The following is a 17,192-nucleotide window of genomic DNA, read 5'->3' on the forward strand; positions in this document are numbered from 1 at the left end:
TCCCGGTTATTACATGGGAGGCATTCCGCCGCCCATACCGGTGTCTTTCTCTTTCTCCGGCTTCTCCGCCACCAGGGTTTCGGTAGTCAGGATCATGGCGGCAATGGAGGCAGCGTTCTGCAGGGCGGAACGGGTTACCTTGGCCGGGTCCACAATACCGGCTTCGATCATATTCACATACTCGCCGGTCAGAGCGTTGAAGCCCATGCCATCGGGAAGGGCCTTGACCTTCTCCACCACCACAGAGCCTTCCGCACCGGCATTGTTGGCAATCTGCCGCAGCGGTTCTTCCAGAGCCCGGCGCACAATGTCCACCCCGGTCTTCTCGTCCAGGCTGCTGGTTTCAATGTTATCCAGGGCCTTAATAGCCGCCACGTAAGCCACACCACCGCCGGAAACAATACCTTCTTCCACGGCGGCCCGGGTGGCGTTCAGGGCGTCCTCAATGCGCAGCTTCTTCTCTTTCATTTCAGTTTCCGTAGCCGCACCAACCTGGATGACCGCTACGCCGCCCGCCAGCTTGGCCAGGCGCTCCTGCAGTTTCTCCCGGTCAAAGTCGGAGGTTGTTTCTTCAATTTGCTTCTTAATGGAAGCAATGCGGGCGTTGATCTTGTCCTGGGAGCCGGCACCGCCGACAATAATGGTCTCTTCCTTCTTCACCCGGACCTTGGAAGCCCGGCCCAGCATGTCGATAGTAGCCTTGTCCAGCTTGAGGCCCAGCTCCTCGCTGATTACGGTACCGCCGGTGAGGATGGCGATATCCTCCAGCATGGCCTTGCGCCGGTCACCGAAACCGGGGGCTTTGACGGCCACACAGGACAGGGTACCGCGCAGCTTGTTCAGCACCAGGGTGGCCAGGGCCTCACCTTCCACATCCTCGGCAATAATCAGCAGCGGCTTGCCCGCCTGCACGATCCTTTCCAGGATGGGCAGCAGATCGGCCACGGCGCTGATCTTCCGGTCAGTAATGAGGATGTAGGGATCGTTGAGGATAGCCTCCATTTTCTCGGTATCGGTAACCATGTATGGGGATATGTAACCCCGGTCGAAATTCATCCCTTCCACCACTTCCAGGGTGGTGCCGATACCCTTGGATTCCTCGACGGTAATTACTCCGTCCTTGCCCACCTTTTCCATGGCTTCAGAGATCAATTCGCCGATGGACGGATCGTTGGCCGATATGGAAGCTACCTGAGCGATGGCCGCCTTGCTTTCCACAGGTTTAGCAGCAGCCTTGATGGCCTCCACGGCTTTTTCCACCGCTTTTTCAATGCCCCGCTTGATAATCATCGGGTTGGCTCCGGCAGCCACGTTCTTCAAGCCTTCCCGGACAATGGCCTGGGCCAGCACGGTAGCGGTGGTGGTACCATCGCCGGCCACGTCGTTGGTCTTGGTGGCCACTTCTTTAACCAGCTGGGCGCCCATATTTTCAAAGGGATCGGTTAATTCAATTTCCCGGGCGATGGTCACACCGTCATTGGTGATCATGGGAGAACCAAACTTTTTCTCCAGCACCACGTTACGGCCTTTTGGTCCCAGGGTAACCCGTACCGCTTCGGCCAGGGCATTAACGCCCCTCTCCAGGGCACGGCGTGCTTCTTCCCGGAAAATAATCTCTTTACCAGCCAATTTCCTCGACCTCCTCAGATATCAGATGTTTAATTATGTCTCCTTACACCAGCAAAAACCTACTTTTCAATAACCCCAAGGATGTCGGCTTCCCGCATGATCAGGTATTCTTCGTCATCTATCTTGACCTCATTACCGGCATATTTGGAGAACAGGACCCTGTCCCCCACCTTGAGGTCAACAGGTACACGGGTGCCATTATCCAGCAGGCGACCGGGACCTACCGCTATTACTTCCCCTTCCTGGGGCTTCTCCTTGGCGGTTTCAGGCAGCACAATGCCTCCCTTGGTCTTCTCCTCGCTGGGCAGCGGCTTGACAACCACCCGTTCACCCAATGGCCTGATTTTCACCTAAAACCCCTCCTTAGAATAGAGTTTGTTTTCTTTATTGTTAGCACTCATTTAAACTGAGTGCTAATACCCAAGTACTATAATATAAAGGGGGAATGATTAAAAGCAACTTTTCTCCATGGACCTAATCCCCCTTTAAAACCTTTTAAAGGAAATTACCCGACTTTATCTCTCATTTTCTCCCTCCGATAAGCTATTATCGCAAATTCCTGTCCAAACATTTCTTGACCTTTCTAGAAACATTTTCCCCATAAGAAAAATGGTTTATACATGCAAAATTAATTAAGCATACCAGCCCGTTTTTAAGGAAGATGTGTACCGGCCGCAGGTTTTTACCGCGGCAACCCCTTAATCTGCCCCGCACTCACCGCCCCTGCCGGTAAGTATTTCCAGGCCATGGGAAAGTGCCGGCAGAATTACTTCCAGGCATTCCCTCACCGCCCGGGCACTGCCCGGCAGGTTGATGATGAGCGTTTGGTGCCTGATGCCCGCTGCAGCCCGGCTGAGCATGGCCCGGGGTGTTTTTTTGAGACTTTCCAGCCGCATTACCTCAGGAATACCCGGCACTTCCCGCTGAATAACCGCCCGGGTTGCCTCGGGGGTGTTGTCCCGCGGGGCGAAGCCCGTACCGCCGGTGGTCAGGATGAGGTCCAGCTTCTCCTGGTCGACCATTTTGATGAGCGTTTCTTTCAGGACATCCAGATCATCGGGCACAATATAGTAAGATACCACTTCCCCCCCGATACCGGCTACCATCTCGCGAATCACCCCGGCACTTCTATCCTCCCTTTCACCCCGGGAACCTTTATCACTGGCTGTTAGAATACCAACCCGCCACATGGACATCACCTCCAGTATAATCAGAACAGGATAACCACATCTTATTCAGTTGAAGCATTAAACCGGTTAAAGATAAAATAGTGGTAATGAGCTGCAGGAGGTTAAACCAATGGCCATATCCGAAACCACTACCGTTACCGTAAAAAAAGTGATCGGCGGCCGTGTGACAACCGTTGAAGATGAAGTGGCCCGGGAAGTTCCGGTCACTATCTTTTTAAACGACGAAGAACTGGTTACCCTGGTCTGTTCCCCCGGCCACCTGGAAGAACTGGCAGTGGGCTTTCTGTGCTCCGAAGGCATCCTTCAAGAGCGCGCGGACTTGAAAGAAGTTTTTATCCGCCCTGAAGAAGGCTTGATCTGGGTGGAAACTACCCGGCCCGTCCCCGCCCGCCGGCAATTTTTAAAGCGCTACATTACCACCTGCTGCGGCCGGGGACGTTCCACCTTTTATTTTGTCAATGATGCCCGGGGCATATCACCGGTAACCTCGTCCCTGGCCGTCAGGAGCGATACAATCCTTGAATTCAGCCGGGAACTGGAAAAAATGGCCGCCCTGTTTCAAACCACCGGCGGCACCCACAGCGCGGCCCTTTATTCCGCAAACCAGCGCCTGCTGTTTTATGAAGACATCGGCCGTCATAACGCCGTGGATAAAATCTTCGGCCGCGCTTTTCTGGATGGAATGGCATTAAGGGATAAACTTCTGGTCTTCAGCGGCCGCGTTTCCTCGGAAATCCTGATCAAGGTGGCCCGCATGGGCATCCCTGTAATTGTGGCCAGGGGGGCACCTACCGGCCTGGCCCTGGAAATGGCCCGGGAAACCGGCGTTACCGTTGTAGGATTTGCCAGGAAAGGCAGGATGAATATTTACACCTGCCCGGAACGAATTCTTTTCCCTTAAAAGCAACCCAGTTCACAGGCTTTGATTTTGATTCCCAGGGCATCACAGGCCGCGCCCACGACCCTTACCGGCACGTTCAGCTCCCCGGCCAGCCTGCGGGCTTCAGTACAGGTCAGCCGGCCGTCAACTGCAGCCTGCCTGACGGCTTCCAGAACCCGTGGCTCAACAGTTAAACTTTGCTTTTCTTTCAACTTTTATCCCTCCCTTGCTACCTTCTAAAAGGGCATTAAAAACCAGGCCATGTTACGGCCTGGTCTTAATATATCATATATTACCGCTAAGCGGGAACAATGGCTCCCAGCTTGCACCGGGCCAGGCATTCACCGCAACGGATACACAGGGCCTGGTCAATGGAATGGGGCTCTTTTTTGTTGCCCGAAATGGCACCCGTTTCGCAGGCTTTGGTGCACATCTGGCAGCCCTTACATTTTGCCGGGTCCACCTTCAGGGCGGGAATCTCGACCCCGGCAGCCGCGGCCACCTCTTTCACTCTGGCTCCCGGTGGTATGACAAGCTGCACGCCGTTTAAAGTAATAACCACTTCTTTTTGTTGCTTTCTGGCTTCGGCCATCCTCCCCATCTCCCATGTAAAAGATTATTCTCAACTTTAAAATACTTTCTACAGGGGACGGCCGATCCCTCCCGCAGCACACAAAACTTATGAACATTATTTCTTCTGCCTGGCCAGTTCTTCCTCCCGCAGGTAACGGCGCAGCACCTTACCCACAATGGTTTTGGGCAGGCTGTCCCTGAATTCCACCTGCCGCGGCACCTTGTAAGCCGCCAGTTTGCTGCGGCAGTACTGGATCAATTCTTCTTCCGTTGCCGTCTGTCCCTGCTTTAACACCACAAAAGCTTTCACCGTTTCCCCCCGGTAGGGGTCGGGTATCCCGGCTACCACGGCTTCCTGAACCTTGGGATGCTCAAATAAAACTTCTTCGACCTCGCGCGGGTAGATATTGAAGCCACCAGCCACAATCATATCCTTCTTGCGGTCCACAATGTAGAAATAACCCTCCTCATCCATCCTGGCTATGTCCCCGGTATAAACCCAGCCGTCCCGCAGGGTACCGGCCGTCTCCTCCGGCATATTCCAGTAACCCTTCATCACCTGGGGACCTTTAATGCAAAGTTCACCCGCTTCTCCGGGGGGCAATTCCCGCTCACCCGTTTCCACATCCACGATCTTGCACAGGGTATCGGGCAGGGGGAGGCCAATGCTGCCCACCTTGCGTTTTCCCCGCAGGGGGTTGCAATGGGTCACCGGGGAGGTCTCCGAAAGCCCGTAGCCCTCCACCAGGTAGCCGCCGGTCAGTTCTTCAAACTTTTCCGCCACCTCCACGGGCAGGGGTGCCGAACCGCTGATGCAGTACTTGATGGAGCGCACATCATAGTCTTTAATCCTGGGGTGATTGTTAAAGGCCACGTACATGGTGGGAACGCCGGGGAAAAGGGTGGGCCGGTAAGTGTTTATACATTCAAGAACCTGATTAATCTCAAACCGGGGCAGGATGATCTGGGTGGCCGCAATGACCACCGCAAAATTCATGGCCACAGTCATACCGTAAACGTGGAAAAAGGGAAGTACAGAAAGCATCCGCTCCTGACCGTACTGGCAGCCGGTAAACCAGGCCACCACCTGCAGGGCGTTGGCCACCACATTGCGGTGGGTGAGCATGGCTCCCTTGGGTATGCCGGTGGTACCGCCGGTGTACTGAAGCACGGCCAGATCTTCCAGGGGGTCGATCTTTACCTCCGGGGGGCTGGACGGGGCACCGGCCAGCATCCTTTCCGCCTGCAGGACATCCGGCCCGGCCGGACACTGGGGCTGGCCCAGGCTGAATAATATTACGTGCTTTAAGGGAGTCACCCCACGTATTGCCTTAATACGGGGATAGAGGGCATCGTAAGCAATAATTACTTCCGCCCCCGAATCCACCAGGAGGTGCTCCAGTTCCCGCTCGGTATACATGGGATTTACCTGCACCACCACCGCCCCGATTTTCTGAATGGCCATGTAACCGATTATGTACTGCGGGCAATTGGGCGACATAAGGGCCACCCGATCGCCCTTTTTAACGCCCAGATCCGCCAGGGCAGCGGCGAACCGGTGCACCATGCCCGCCAGGGTGCGGTAGTTGATCTCCACACCGGAGAAAATAATGGCCGTCCGGTCGGGCCAATCAGCTGCCGCCTGTTCCAGCAATTCAGGCATAGTTTTATCCGGATACTCCAGGGTTGAGGGCACGCCTTCCTCATAGAAGGACAGCCAGGGTAGTGTAACTTGCTGAGCCATGGAAATCCTCCCCTCACAATTAATAAATGATTATTCATTCAACATTTATAATAAAAATACCTTCTTTAATATTTAAAATTATTTGAACCTTAAGCCCGCCAATTTTCCGTCCCAAAATGGCGGAATTGGGCAGGATTTAGCATCCGCCCATCGAATTAAATACATGAAATAAAAATAATTTCATCTGTTCTCCGAGCCCGATTACCTGTGGCCGCGGCTATGGTTTTCGGGCCGGCAGGGTATACCGGGAAACTGGTATGCCTCCCAGTGCGGAAAGGAGAACACTGCCAGCTTCAGGGCATGCAGGCTGTGTTCTGTTTCCCGCAGGACACAGTTTTTTTCTGCGGGAAACACCACCCGGCCGCCCGGAAAACGGCTGTGCTCTGCCTTTTCGCCGGAGCACAGCTTTTTGATTTTCAAGCCTCGGGGATTTGCACCGGCCATAATTATTCAGGATGCTATCTTTGAGGCAACCGGGGGGTGATAAAAAAGAATATCATCAGGCATAACTTTTACCGGGCTACATTTTGACGTATTTTTTATCCTTATGAAATAACCATGCTAAGAGGTGAAGAGTAATGTTAATGTTTAAACGAATCCTTACCCACTTAACAATCCTTCTCTTCGCGCTCGTGCTCGTAGCAGGCTGCTCTTCCGGCAACACGCAGGAAAAAGCAGAACAGGGACAGCCGGCACCGCAAAACCGGGACGTTATCCTGGCCACCACCACCAGCACCCAGGACAGCGGCCTTCTGGATGTGCTTATTCCGGAATTTGAAAAGAAAACCGGTTATAAGGTGAAAACCATTGCCGTGGGTACGGGCCAGGCCCTGGAAATGGGCAAAAAAGGTGAAGCGGACGTGCTGCTGGTGCACGCCCCCAAAGCAGAAAAGGAACTGGTGGACAGCGGCGTGGGCATCAACTACCGGCTGGTAATGCACAACGACTTTGTGGTGGTCGGCCCGGAAAATGACCCGGCAGGAATAAGCTCGGCCCGGAACACCGTGGAGGCTTTTAAGAAAATCGCCCAAACCCGGAGCATCTTTGTTTCCCGCGGTGATGAGTCCGGCACCCACAAGAAGGAAAAAGAGATCTGGCAGGAGGCAGGCATTACACCCGGTGGCAAGTGGTACCAGGAAGCCGGCACGGGCATGGGCAATACTCTGAACATTGCCTCGGAAAAGGGAGGCTATACCCTCAGTGACCGGGCCACCTACCTGGCCAACCAGAAGCACCTGAAGCTGAAAATTTTATACGAGGGAGATAAAACCCTGCTGAACATATATCACGTGATGCAGGTCAACCCGGAAAAGTTCAGCAAGGTCAATGCCGAAGGCGCCAAAGCCTTTGTCGATTTCATGGTCTCCCCGGAAACCCAACAGATGATCGGCAAGTTCGGGGTGGACAAGTACGGCCAGCCGCTGTTCTTCCCCGACGCCGGGAAAAAGGAAGAAGAACTGGGGAAGTAGAACAGAGATTAAACCGGCCACCTGCCCTCAACCTTCCAGCTACAAAAGCTGGACGGGCCCTTTAATCTTTGCGTTAATCAAAGTAAATCTTAGAAATGAGGATCATCCGGTGAACGACACCATCTTAGAAGTGCACGATTTACAGTTCAAACGGGGAAACCGGGAAATATTAAATATCGAACGTTTCAGCCTTCAGGAGGGGGAAACCATCGCCCTGATCGGGCCAAATGGAGCCGGCAAAAGCACATTTTTGCAGGTAATGGCCCTTTTATTGAAACCAACCCGTGGAACCGTGGCCTTCCGGGGCGTACCCGTTACCTCCCGCAATGCCCTGGCCATTCGCCGGCGCATGGCCGTGGTATTCCAGGAACCGCTTCTTTTAAATACGACGGTCTATGAGAATGTGGCCACAGGACTGAAGCTGCGGGGAGTTCCCCGGCAGGAAATTAAAAAAAGGGTTGGCCGCTGGCTGGAACTGCTGGGCATTGCCCATCTGGCCGGACGACGCTCCCACCAGCTTTCGGGAGGAGAAGCCCAGAGGGTCAGCCTGGCCAGGGCCTTTGCCCTGGAACCGGACGTTTTGTTCCTGGACGAACCCTTTTCCGCCCTGGATTTCCCCACCCGCCTGTCCCTGCTCAATGAACTGGACAGGCTTTTAAAAGAAACGGGAATAACCGCTGTTTTCGTCACCCACGATTTCTCGGAGGTCCCCTATCTCACCGACCGGGTGGCCGTGCTCAAAAACGGCCGCCTGGTCAAAACGGGTACCTTCGAGGAAGTATTTAATGTCAAACCCCGGCGGGAAAACTACCTTACCTCCCTTTACCGGGTTTTTGAAAGCGACGCGGCGGGGTAAAGCCAGCACATGGGATTTCTCTATCCTGACGCTCACTATCGCACCTCCAGGTCCGTCTCCATGGCCGCTTCTAGCGTTTCCTGGTCGTAGGCAATTACCCGGTTACTTTTTCCCAGGGTTTCCAGCCGGTACAGACAAAAATCATAGTGCCCGCTATCCCTAAACGCCCTGTGGGCAGTCCTAATACACTCAAGACTATGGGTGGTGGCAAAAATTTGGGTATTAAACGTCCGTGCTGCTTCCCCAATGACCCGCCACACTTTATATAAAACGGAGTGGTGAAGCCCGTTCTCGATTTCATCTACAAGCACCACACCTTTTCCAGTATTGGCAATCGCCAGTACCAGACTGGTCAAACGCACCATCCCTTCCCCCATAACCGGTAGGGGGATGAGACGGCCATGGCCGAGATCGCCGTAGATCATTGGTACCCCTCCGGCAACTACCACGCTCAGGCGGCGTAGCCGTGGTTCAACCGTTTTTAAGACTTTTAAGAGTACATCTTGTTTGCCAGCGATCTCCAGCCTTCCAAAACGCTCGGCATCTTCAGCAGGTGAAATCCGGCCGCGTGCAGCCAGGAAGACAGCCGGAACAGGCGGCGGAGGGGGAGGAAAAGGTTGGATCTGAATTCCTTTCGGCCCCACAATTAGATAATGCTTCCCTTTTCGCTTTGGCTCATCGTATTCCAGCTCAAGCACAAGATCAGTCCCGGTGGACAGCAATGGTTCACCGGGTCTCCCCTGATTAGAGTGTATAAATAAGCTAACTCCCGAACTATCCCAGGGTTCACGGAGTATCCTTATCCTGAGAGTGCGGTAACCCATAGCTTTGCTTTTCCCCGTCAGTTCTATCTCCTTTGCCGGGTCAAAGCCAGCAAAAAGGGAATCCCACGGCGTTTCTGCGGTTCTTCCCGATTCGATCTTAAAGAACGGCTCGATACCTCGAAACGTATTGATGCGCAGGACCAGTTCGGGATTATATGCTCCGCTGTGCAGGAATAATGCTTCCAGAAGGGCTGTTTTGCCAACGTTATTCATCCCTGCAATCAGATTAACGGGAGCAAAATTTTCTATAACCAGCTCATGGAAACAACGAAAGTTAGTAACCTTAAAGGAAAGGTACATCACAACATCCTCCCATAGTCTCGATTTCATTAACTTTTGCCGTCCTGCGCCCCCGTCTTCCTGGTAGTACTGTTTTATACAGATATGCACCGTTCTTTATAGAAAAAATCCTCTTGTAAAATCTTTAAGTACTTTAAGTACTTTATGTAATAGAAGCACATCTTATTTCTGGCACGGCTTCTGTATACTCAGAATCCATAAGATGAAGTTGTTTTCTAATTGTCGCCCGCATCAGACGGGCCGGATTCAGACAATATTCCATAAACTCATCAATCTTTATATCGTTTATCGAAAGAGCATGGGGAAATAACAATTTTAAAAACCCAGTAGTCAACCTTTTTATCGCCTCGGTATCCCTGGTATCTGCCCCCTTTGGCACCTCAAGCAGTTCATCAACCATGGCACGGTAGCGAATTTCGCTCCGTAAAGCATGTAATATCTCTGAAAAATATTCTACATTTAGCCCCCATCCTTCCGCCTTCATATTTTCTCTCATTCGTGGAACATGCCACCCTTTTATAAAGCCATGAAAACGATCAATGAGGGCTGACTCGTGAAATATTGCCGGTAACTCCCGAAACATATTGGTATTTTCGTTCATGTTATCTTCACTGATATTGCCCAGCAAGACAAATCCAGCTTCGCCCACTCCCCGGTAGTCCCCCACCCTATACTCGCCACTTTCCAGATATCCTTTAAGTGCCCCCCGCACTTCTTCTTCGTCAGGAAAGCTAATGCTCTGGATTTCATCCAGGGCAACATAGTCATAACGACTCACCAGACCGGTGCTGCGCCGGCTGAGATCATAAAATAAACGTGCCCTGCTGATGCTCCCCCCGCTAACCAGCCACCCGTATTTACTGATCTGGGAAAAAAGGTAAGACTTTCCTGTTCCCTTTGGAGCCAGTTCAATAATATTTACTCTTTTCTCCACAAAAGGCAACAAACGGCTAAGCATGGTCAATTTCTCTTCAATGCTTAAAAAACCAGCGGGGTTGTAGTCAACCGCCATCAAAAGTATATCAATCCATTCCTCAAGGTTAAATTCTTTCCTTGCTTCCTGATAAAATTCCAGATCTACCCGGTAGGGTCGAAATGGTTTAAAATCAATCAAAAATACCCGGCCTTCTTCTTGCCGCCCGAGGATTTTTTCCATTCGCCACTCGAGCTCAACAATACCCCAGGTTTCTGAAGATGTGAACAGAACCTCTTTTTTTTCGCGTAACACATGATCAGCAATCAGGGCTTCGTATTTTCGCCCCGGAAAACCCAGATCGGGCAAACTGAAAAGACCTTCCCCAGTCTTAACATCCATTTCCACCCTTATTTTTGCTAAAAATCGAACCCTTCTTCCTTCTTTACTCATCTCTTTTTTCATTAATTCCCACTGCTCACGACGGGGAATATACTGTCTCACATATTCGTTAACCTCTTCAATGTTAATCCTCCCCTCGCCATCTGCAAAACGCATTACCAGCCAGTCACGCAGGTAAGAAGGGATACCTAACGCTGAAAAAAATTTATTTCGCTGGGGGTTTTTATAAACGAGCATTTCCGAAAAGATACTTTTTAACTTCGCGATATTTTCATTGATCGCCCTGCCCATTGGAATTGCACCTCACAATCCCAGGTCTTCTTCCATAAGCCCCCTGGTCACTTCAAATTCTATTTCACCCAAAAAGCCTCCTTCATATTCCAACCTACCCCGATACCTTCCGGCTTTGAGATTTCTTATCCCGATCACCCACTTTTGAACGCCCTCCAGGATACCTGGGTAAACCTGACCGGCAACTTGCAGGATAACTTTTTCGACCGGAGCGGTCAATTCCACCTCCAAACACCCTTCTCCCCTGATATTCAGTTTAACCACGGAGGTAAAAATAGCGATTTTGGGACTGGCTTTTGCTCCGTCTTTTCGGACCATCCAAAGCCGGATCACCGGCACCAGGCATTCTTCCAAAGTAGCGCCGCCGTGAACTTCCCCGCTGGACCAGGCTCCCCCTTCAAACTTTTCGTGTACAGCTAGAAAAATTCTTCTGCCATCATTAATCCAGTTGGTAGAATAAATGGCATACTCCTCAGAGGTTTCCCTTAACTCCGCATAACGGCCCCATTTATGTATCTGCGCCCCTTGCGGCGGGGTAGACTTTCCTCCCGCAAAGGCAAACCGGGTAAGGCCGTGGTCGGAAGTAATAATTACTTCCCCTTTTTCTTTTAAGAGCTGAACCATTTTTTCAACATCCTCAGCGATCACCTTAATTTCTTCTACCAAAGAAGCAGGAAACTGATAGTTATATTTATGAGCCAGTTCATCCAGCCTCCGGTCCACTTCCTCTTCTTTATGCCAGCCTTTATTGTATTCACTGGTGGTGGGTAAATTTGTTCTCGCCACGACAACTTCCAATTTTATCTCCTCATTGTGGCTGAGCAACCCTTTCCATAAGCCCAGCCACTCAAGGCCCATCCCATCAATCCAGAATTTAAAGATATTCTGGGAATATTTCTCCAGGATGCTTTCCCTGGTCGGAAAAGTCCATATTTTCTTTTCTTCCGCTGCCTGTCGGGCCATGGTTAGCAGTTCCTCCCGGGGAGTGTCCAGGATCCTGGAATAAGTATATGACTGAAAATATTCTGACAGGAAATGATCTACGTGAGAAAATGGTGTAAGATAATAAGCAAGTTCAGGGTATACTATTTCCAGATAAGGCCACCAGATATTTCTTTCTCTATCTTTTTCCAGTAATTCCTTAACCGCCAGGATTACCTGGATCTTTTCCCGGTAAGTTAAACCGGTCAGGACCTGCAGCCTGTCTAAAGGATCCTGTAATTGCGCAAAAAGTTGCCAGAACGTCGCAGGCATTTCTTTTATTCCCAGCCGTTTTAACAGTTCTTTTCGTTCTTTCAGTAAAGTAAGATCCAGTTTTTCTTTGAAGGGCTGGTTGGCAATTGCCTCTTCCAGCTGGTTAACATCATTACTGTTCTTTAAAACCATGTGGAACAGGGTCCCCGCAGGTGCCCGCAGCTTGCTCCAGATCCAGAATAGCCATTTCCGGTCCGGATCGAAAGTACCCCATCGCAAAGATAATTGATCCAAATCATAGCGATTAACATTTAATATCCTGGCCGCCAGCGCATTAAAATCCTCACCGTCTTTAATCTCCCCGGCCAGCCACTGCCACTGACGTTCTGTACCCCAGCCCGGCTCGCATTTCAAAAAATCCTGAGCCCGTTCCTTTAAAAAATCATATCCGCTCTGGTAAACTCGAACCTCAAAATTTCCTACCCTCCCGCTTAAACTTAAGTAAGGAGCACACCCGGTAACGAGGACAAGTTCACCCTGACCACCTTTTTCCCAGGCTTCTAAATATGCTTTGATTCCCGTAACCATATTACAGGTGCTTCGTTTTAGCTTAAATGGGAGTACCGTTATCTTTACCTTACCGTCATTCGTAAAAGAAAGGACTTCTGGCAGCCTTTCCTGCCAGGATTGGGCAATCATATTCATTTCGTATCCGAAAATATCATCAAGTTCCATTAGGGGTATATACACCCTTTTATAGCCGACATCTTCCCAAGTTGCCAACTCCCTTAAAACCAGCCTGGATTCACCGGTAAAACGCAGGCATTCTGCCAGAGGTAGAACTAAAATTTTAGTGGTTTTCATCCCCTTGAGTATGGGGATTATGCCCTCAACATAAGGAAAGGTATCATCATTCGTACACAAGGTAGAAAGGGTAAAAACCTCATCAACTTCCAATCTCAAACTTTTTAGGAGCTCCTGCCAGGCGTCCAACCCTCGAACAAGTATAAACCGAGCGGGGTAGCGGGTGGGCACTTTTGCTTCATTTTTTATAAAATCCAATAGGGAAGCAATCTCTTTAAACTCCCGCACAGCTAATACCTCCCCGGACCGGCAAAGGAAAGCCGTCAAGAATGATCATCCTGCATATCCTCAATTCCGGTAACGATACCTTTTTCCCCGCGTAGCAAAAGATTCCCCACCAGAGGATTCTTTGCCAGTAACTTGAGCAAGTTCTTAACCTGTGTTTCCGGCATATTATCTATTTTATTTAAAACTTGCGGAAAGGCTTTCCTTTGATAATAATCGTTTAACCAATGATTTACCAGCTCATTTACTTTATTTAACCTTTCGTGCCAGTTGAAAACATCTTCCCCTAAGTGATCGTAGAGAAACTGTTTTAAATCTTCTACGTCTCCCTTTTCCTGAAAGAGCTCTTTATAATCTTTAGCTACAAAGGACAAAAACTTATCATTTATAAAACTTTCCTGGTCAAGCATTTTTATCTCTTCAGCGTGTTCTCGTAAGAAATCTAAGGCTTCTTGAAGCTCGTCCTGCGTTTTTGTTTCCGGATGATTTACCAGAGAAAACAATTTCGCGTACGCCGGTCCTTCCAGTACCCATCGAACAGGAACCTTCTGTTTCCTGCTCCAGGAGGACGGTGTTTCGCTTTGGGTTAGCGACATCCATTCTTCCTTTAATTTTTGTAGCAATTTACGCTTACCCAATGCGTCGATCTTGCTCTGCACAATCCTTTTGATTTCTTCTAGGTTGTTTTCACTACTTAGATCCGGCAATTCTCTATAGATTTCTTGAGCTTCAGAGAAAGTTATGTCCTGCCCCAGATTATTTCTTATCCAGCGTTGCAAAGCTCCCGTTTGATTTTTAAGTGCCTGTCGAATTTCATGTTTTGCTGCTTTTAATTGCTCGGCCAGTGCAATTTTCTTACCAAAACCCCTTCCCCGGGTGGAAATTAATTCATCAAGATCGCCGAAAATCCTTTTTATAGAAATGTCATCTACTTCAGCCAAAATTCTCAAAGGAAGCTTTCCTGCTTTTAGCCATGAATCGTTAAAATAATTAATTGCCTTTTCAAAATCCTGGTTTTCGGCTGCACATAGTTGATTGAGGGCTTCGAGAAGTTCCAATTCCGCATACAACTCCGGCAGGCGGCTGGAAACCTGACTTTCTTGCCAGAGCCAGCTTTCTTCATTTAAAGTCAATCTTAACCTTCTCATAAAAGATGGCAAATCGATTTTCAGACGTTCCAGCACTTCCAGCAGGCCAGGCTGTTTTTCGGCAAAGAAATTTTTCATCCCGGCGGTGAAATTTTCCCTGGAAACCAGTTTTTTCAACCTTACCTTCATCTTAATAAGAGAATTAACGAGATCCTTCAACTGGTTGCCGCCTAAATTCAGATTTTCGTTTTCTGAAACACTTAACATGGCTCCGAGTTTATAAATAACGTTATTTAAATCCTCAAGATCAGGATCATTTTTCTTTAACACATATTGTAGAGCCCAGATCGGATAACCCATTGCCGTAAGGCTGTTGCGCAGTGCCTTTCTTGCTTCCTCCGGATATGCTGTACTCTCGGTAGGTAAGCCAAAGATTTCCCGGATAAGTTCACAAAACCTTTCACCTTCCGGAGAAGATCGTCGGATCTCATATTCATCACAGCCCCTTCTACCTTTCATAACACCTTCAATCAGTTCTGCCAGCTTATTGGGATTTAGAGGAAAACAATTATTTCCATCCCAGTAGTAATACCCCTGCCCGTAATCTCTGAGCAGACACCCCAGCAGGGTAATGGCTACCGGTGAAGGTACCAAACCATACGGAGGAGCCTGGAGGGTTTCCCAGATTTCCATTAATCTAACGTTTTCATCAGTCGCAAAAATCCGTTCAATTTCCTGTTTCATCCGGCTTAAGAAGTGTTCCGGTTTTTTAACAAAACCGTCTCCTTCCCAAAAGCCCTCTTTTTTCAATTCAAAAACCAGCGATTTATAGGGCTCGATAATATTTGTTTTAATCCCTAATCCAATCTCCGCACCAACCTTGCCATAACTTGTTGCATAAAGGGTATTGACCTGGGTTAATTGCTCGGGACCACAAGGAAAAACTTTTGTAGCTAATTGCTGAAAGTATTTTTTATAACCCGCTTGACCGATTATCTCAATTTCCTCTCCCCCAAAATACCCTTTATGTTTGAGAAGGGACACTTTTGTCAACCAATTCTCCACTATGTTTTTCATTTGCTGGGCATAATACTTTGCATTATCACGATCGTTTTCATCGCTACAGTATTTCTGGTGCGCCTTATAATCTATCCATTCCTCCCATTTTTTCTGGCTGAAAGGAGCCTGGAGCACCAGGTAGGCAGCGCGCTCAGATCTTCCGGATAACTGCGCCGCGAGGGATTCGGCTTCTTCCAGCTGCCCCTCATCCTGCACCACCACCAGCACATTGCCTATTTGATAGGGTTCCAGTGCCGGTTCAACCCGCTCCCTCCTGAATTTCAACTCCTTCAAAGAAACCACCGTTAATTTCTGCCGGCGGGACGCCGCCCCATCAAGGGCAAAGATCTTTACCAGTTGATTTCCAATTTCCCCAGTGGGCGTAATAATCTTTTCAAAAGGAAAGGCCGCCTTAAACTGTTTCCTTATATCTTCCAGTTTTCTTTCATCCACAGGCCGGGAAGGAATGGTGAATCTTTCTCCTGAAGCAGTGGAAAGGGAGCGAATAAAATCCCCTTTCTTCAAATTTTGAATGATGTCTTTCAACCTTTCTGCAACCGGTGTATCTGCAAATAGCAACTCCAGGCTTGCCCTGGTAGGTTGCAGCAAGAATATTTCCCCCGGCATCTGCCGCTCCAGAGCAAAAAGAAGCATCAAAACTTTAAATACTTTCCTTTCATTTTCTCCCCCGATAAAATCCAGACGTGAATGATAATATCCCATGATATCCCGGATCCGTTCGGTAAGTTCGGGATTATCATCCCGGAAAAAATAATCCCACAAAATATCGGCAGTCAACCAGAACCAGTTATTTTGGGGATAATCCTTTATAAACTGGATAAATGAATTATCCACATCTTCTTTTAAAAACCGAAACAGGGTTCTCTGGCTGGAACTAAACTGCCGGGAAATGGTGGCCAGCAAAAAGGCCGCAAAGGGATGCAGGGGAATGAGGCCCTTAAAGTCCTCCATGCGCGCTTCATCGCCCAGGAGGCTTACGGTTGCCCTTTGCACCCGGCTCCATAAGCTTTCTTTCTTGATTTCCCATTGCTGTTGCGCATCCTTTTTCACTTCGATGGCGTTAGCCATTAGCTGATAGGCCGTTACCGGTTTCATCTCAAAATGAAAGTTATGAAAACGTTCCAGGAGCCTATTCTTTGTGTCTTCATCTATTCTCTGGAACGTTTGCGGTGATTTGTGTGTAATTAAAAAAAGGTAAAAAGGGGATTCCGCAGTTGCGTGGGCCAGTTCCTGCAAAGTCGAAGTGGCAATGTTATGGGTAAAGAAGTCAGTAAATTCGTCCCAGATGAAGAGGATACCCGCCAGAGAATTTTGCCGGATGATCTCCTTCAGCCAGTTCTTTATACTCTGCGGGTCATCCTGCACTATAAAGCCTTCATTTTCGAGAACCCGGGCGACCCTTTCCACCAGGTTCACCGTCTGTTCAACATCACCTGCTTTAAGCCTGTCCAATACGTCTTCTGCAGAGGAAAAATCGAGAAACTTTCCCCTGTATCGTTCGAAGGCTTTCGGCCAGTCAAAGGTACTCCGGGGATCGGCAAGCTTTCGGACAACAGCGTCGTAAAGGGTTTCCCCGGTAACATCGCCGTATCCCTTTTCCTTCAGTCTTTCTTTAATCCCCTGCTGAATTTCCACCAGCAGTTTTAAGGAAGAGGTGATATGGGCAGAAC

Annotated in this window: 14 protein-coding genes and 1 riboswitch; of the genes, 4 read left to right on the forward strand and 10 right to left on the reverse strand. The window is 49.4% G+C overall.

Features of this window, described 5'->3' with window-relative positions:
• Positions 1–9: 9 nt before the first annotated feature.
• From groL to BR83_RS0107685, 3 genes are all read right to left on the reverse strand, one after another.
• The gene (groL, locus tag BR83_RS0107670) at positions 10–1,629 is read right to left on the reverse strand and encodes a chaperonin GroEL (RefSeq protein WP_027356594.1); all 1,620 of its coding nucleotides are present in this window, start codon (positions 1,627–1,629) and stop codon (positions 10–12) included.
• A gap of 59 nt (positions 1,630–1,688) precedes the next feature.
• Positions 1,689–1,979 (reverse strand): co-chaperone GroES, encoded by a 291-nt coding sequence (gene groES / locus BR83_RS0107675; protein WP_027356595.1) that lies wholly within the window; start codon positions 1,977–1,979, stop codon positions 1,689–1,691.
• A 348-nt stretch (positions 1,980–2,327) separates the two neighbouring features.
• Positions 2,328–2,819 (reverse strand): MogA/MoaB family molybdenum cofactor biosynthesis protein, encoded by a 492-nt coding sequence (locus BR83_RS0107685; RefSeq protein ID WP_027356596.1) that lies wholly within the window; start codon positions 2,817–2,819, stop codon positions 2,328–2,330.
• A gap of 109 nt (positions 2,820–2,928) precedes the next feature.
• Between BR83_RS0107685 and fdhD the strand changes: the two genes are divergently transcribed.
• Positions 2,929–3,720 (forward strand): formate dehydrogenase accessory sulfurtransferase FdhD, encoded by a 792-nt coding sequence (fdhD, locus tag BR83_RS0107690; RefSeq protein ID WP_034634734.1) that lies wholly within the window; start codon positions 2,929–2,931, stop codon positions 3,718–3,720.
• Here fdhD and BR83_RS0107695 read toward each other — a convergent pair.
• The 3 genes from BR83_RS0107695 to BR83_RS0107705 all read right to left on the reverse strand — a co-directional run bounded on the left by BR83_RS0107695 (position 3,717) and on the right by BR83_RS0107705 (position 6,016).
• Positions 3,717–3,911 carry a hypothetical protein gene (locus tag BR83_RS0107695; protein ID WP_027356598.1) on the reverse strand — a complete coding sequence of 65 codons (195 nt, stop codon included), beginning with the start codon at positions 3,909–3,911 and terminating at the stop codon, positions 3,717–3,719. The genes fdhD and BR83_RS0107695 overlap by 4 nt on opposite strands.
• Positions 3,912–3,997: 86 nt before the next feature.
• Positions 3,998–4,291: a 4Fe-4S binding protein gene (locus BR83_RS0107700; RefSeq protein ID WP_027356599.1), complete on the reverse strand. Its 294-nt coding sequence runs from the start codon at positions 4,289–4,291 to the stop codon at positions 3,998–4,000.
• A 96-nt stretch (positions 4,292–4,387) separates the two neighbouring features.
• Positions 4,388–6,016 carry a long-chain-fatty-acid--CoA ligase gene (locus BR83_RS0107705; protein WP_027356600.1) on the reverse strand — a complete coding sequence of 543 codons (1,629 nt, stop codon included), beginning with the start codon at positions 6,014–6,016 and terminating at the stop codon, positions 4,388–4,390.
• A 177-nt stretch (positions 6,017–6,193) separates the two neighbouring features.
• Positions 6,194–6,312, forward strand: a riboswitch (molybdenum cofactor riboswitch).
• A gap of 288 nt (positions 6,313–6,600) precedes the next feature.
• Here BR83_RS0107705 and BR83_RS0107720 point away from each other — a divergent pair.
• Together BR83_RS0107720 and BR83_RS0107725 are read left to right on the forward strand one after the other, a co-directional pair.
• A complete protein-coding gene (locus BR83_RS0107720; RefSeq protein WP_114679208.1) occupies positions 6,601–7,485 on the forward strand; it encodes an ABC transporter substrate-binding protein in 885 nt (294 codons plus the stop codon).
• Positions 7,486–7,594: 109 nt separating this feature from the next.
• On the forward strand, positions 7,595–8,341 hold the full coding sequence (locus tag BR83_RS0107725) for an ABC transporter ATP-binding protein (RefSeq protein ID WP_027356603.1): 747 nt from the start codon (positions 7,595–7,597) through the stop codon (positions 8,339–8,341).
• 35 nt (positions 8,342–8,376) lie between these two features.
• Here BR83_RS0107725 and BR83_RS0107730 read toward each other — a convergent pair whose 3' ends face one another.
• From BR83_RS0107730 to BR83_RS0107745, 4 genes are all read right to left on the reverse strand, one after another.
• Complete coding sequence (locus BR83_RS0107730; protein ID WP_027356604.1) at positions 8,377–9,465, reverse strand: AAA family ATPase; 1,089 nt, start codon at positions 9,463–9,465, stop codon at positions 8,377–8,379.
• A 142-nt stretch (positions 9,466–9,607) separates the two neighbouring features.
• On the reverse strand, positions 9,608–11,071 hold the full coding sequence (brxL, locus tag BR83_RS0107735) for a BREX system Lon protease-like protein BrxL (protein ID WP_034634735.1): 1,464 nt from the start codon (positions 11,069–11,071) through the stop codon (positions 9,608–9,610).
• 12 nt (positions 11,072–11,083) lie between these two features.
• Positions 11,084–13,357 carry a BREX-4 system phosphatase PglZ gene (gene pglZ, locus BR83_RS0107740; RefSeq protein ID WP_157832981.1) on the reverse strand — a complete coding sequence of 758 codons (2,274 nt, stop codon included), beginning with the start codon at positions 13,355–13,357 and terminating at the stop codon, positions 11,084–11,086.
• A gap of 35 nt (positions 13,358–13,392) precedes the next feature.
• Positions 13,393–16,758: a hypothetical protein gene (locus tag BR83_RS0107745; protein ID WP_157832982.1), complete on the reverse strand. Its 3,366-nt coding sequence runs from the start codon at positions 16,756–16,758 to the stop codon at positions 13,393–13,395.
• A gap of 18 nt (positions 16,759–16,776) precedes the next feature.
• On the opposite strand from BR83_RS0107745, the gene BR83_RS17180 reads away from it, so the two are divergent.
• Positions 16,777–17,169: a hypothetical protein gene (locus BR83_RS17180; protein WP_157832983.1), complete on the forward strand. Its 393-nt coding sequence runs from the start codon at positions 16,777–16,779 to the stop codon at positions 17,167–17,169.
• Positions 17,170–17,192: the final 23 nt, after the last annotated feature.

Origin of the sequence: Desulfofundulus thermocisternus DSM 10259, assembly GCF_000686645.1 — a bacterium.
Lineage (GTDB): Bacteria > Bacillota > Desulfotomaculia > Desulfotomaculales > Desulfovirgulaceae > Desulfofundulus > Desulfofundulus australicus.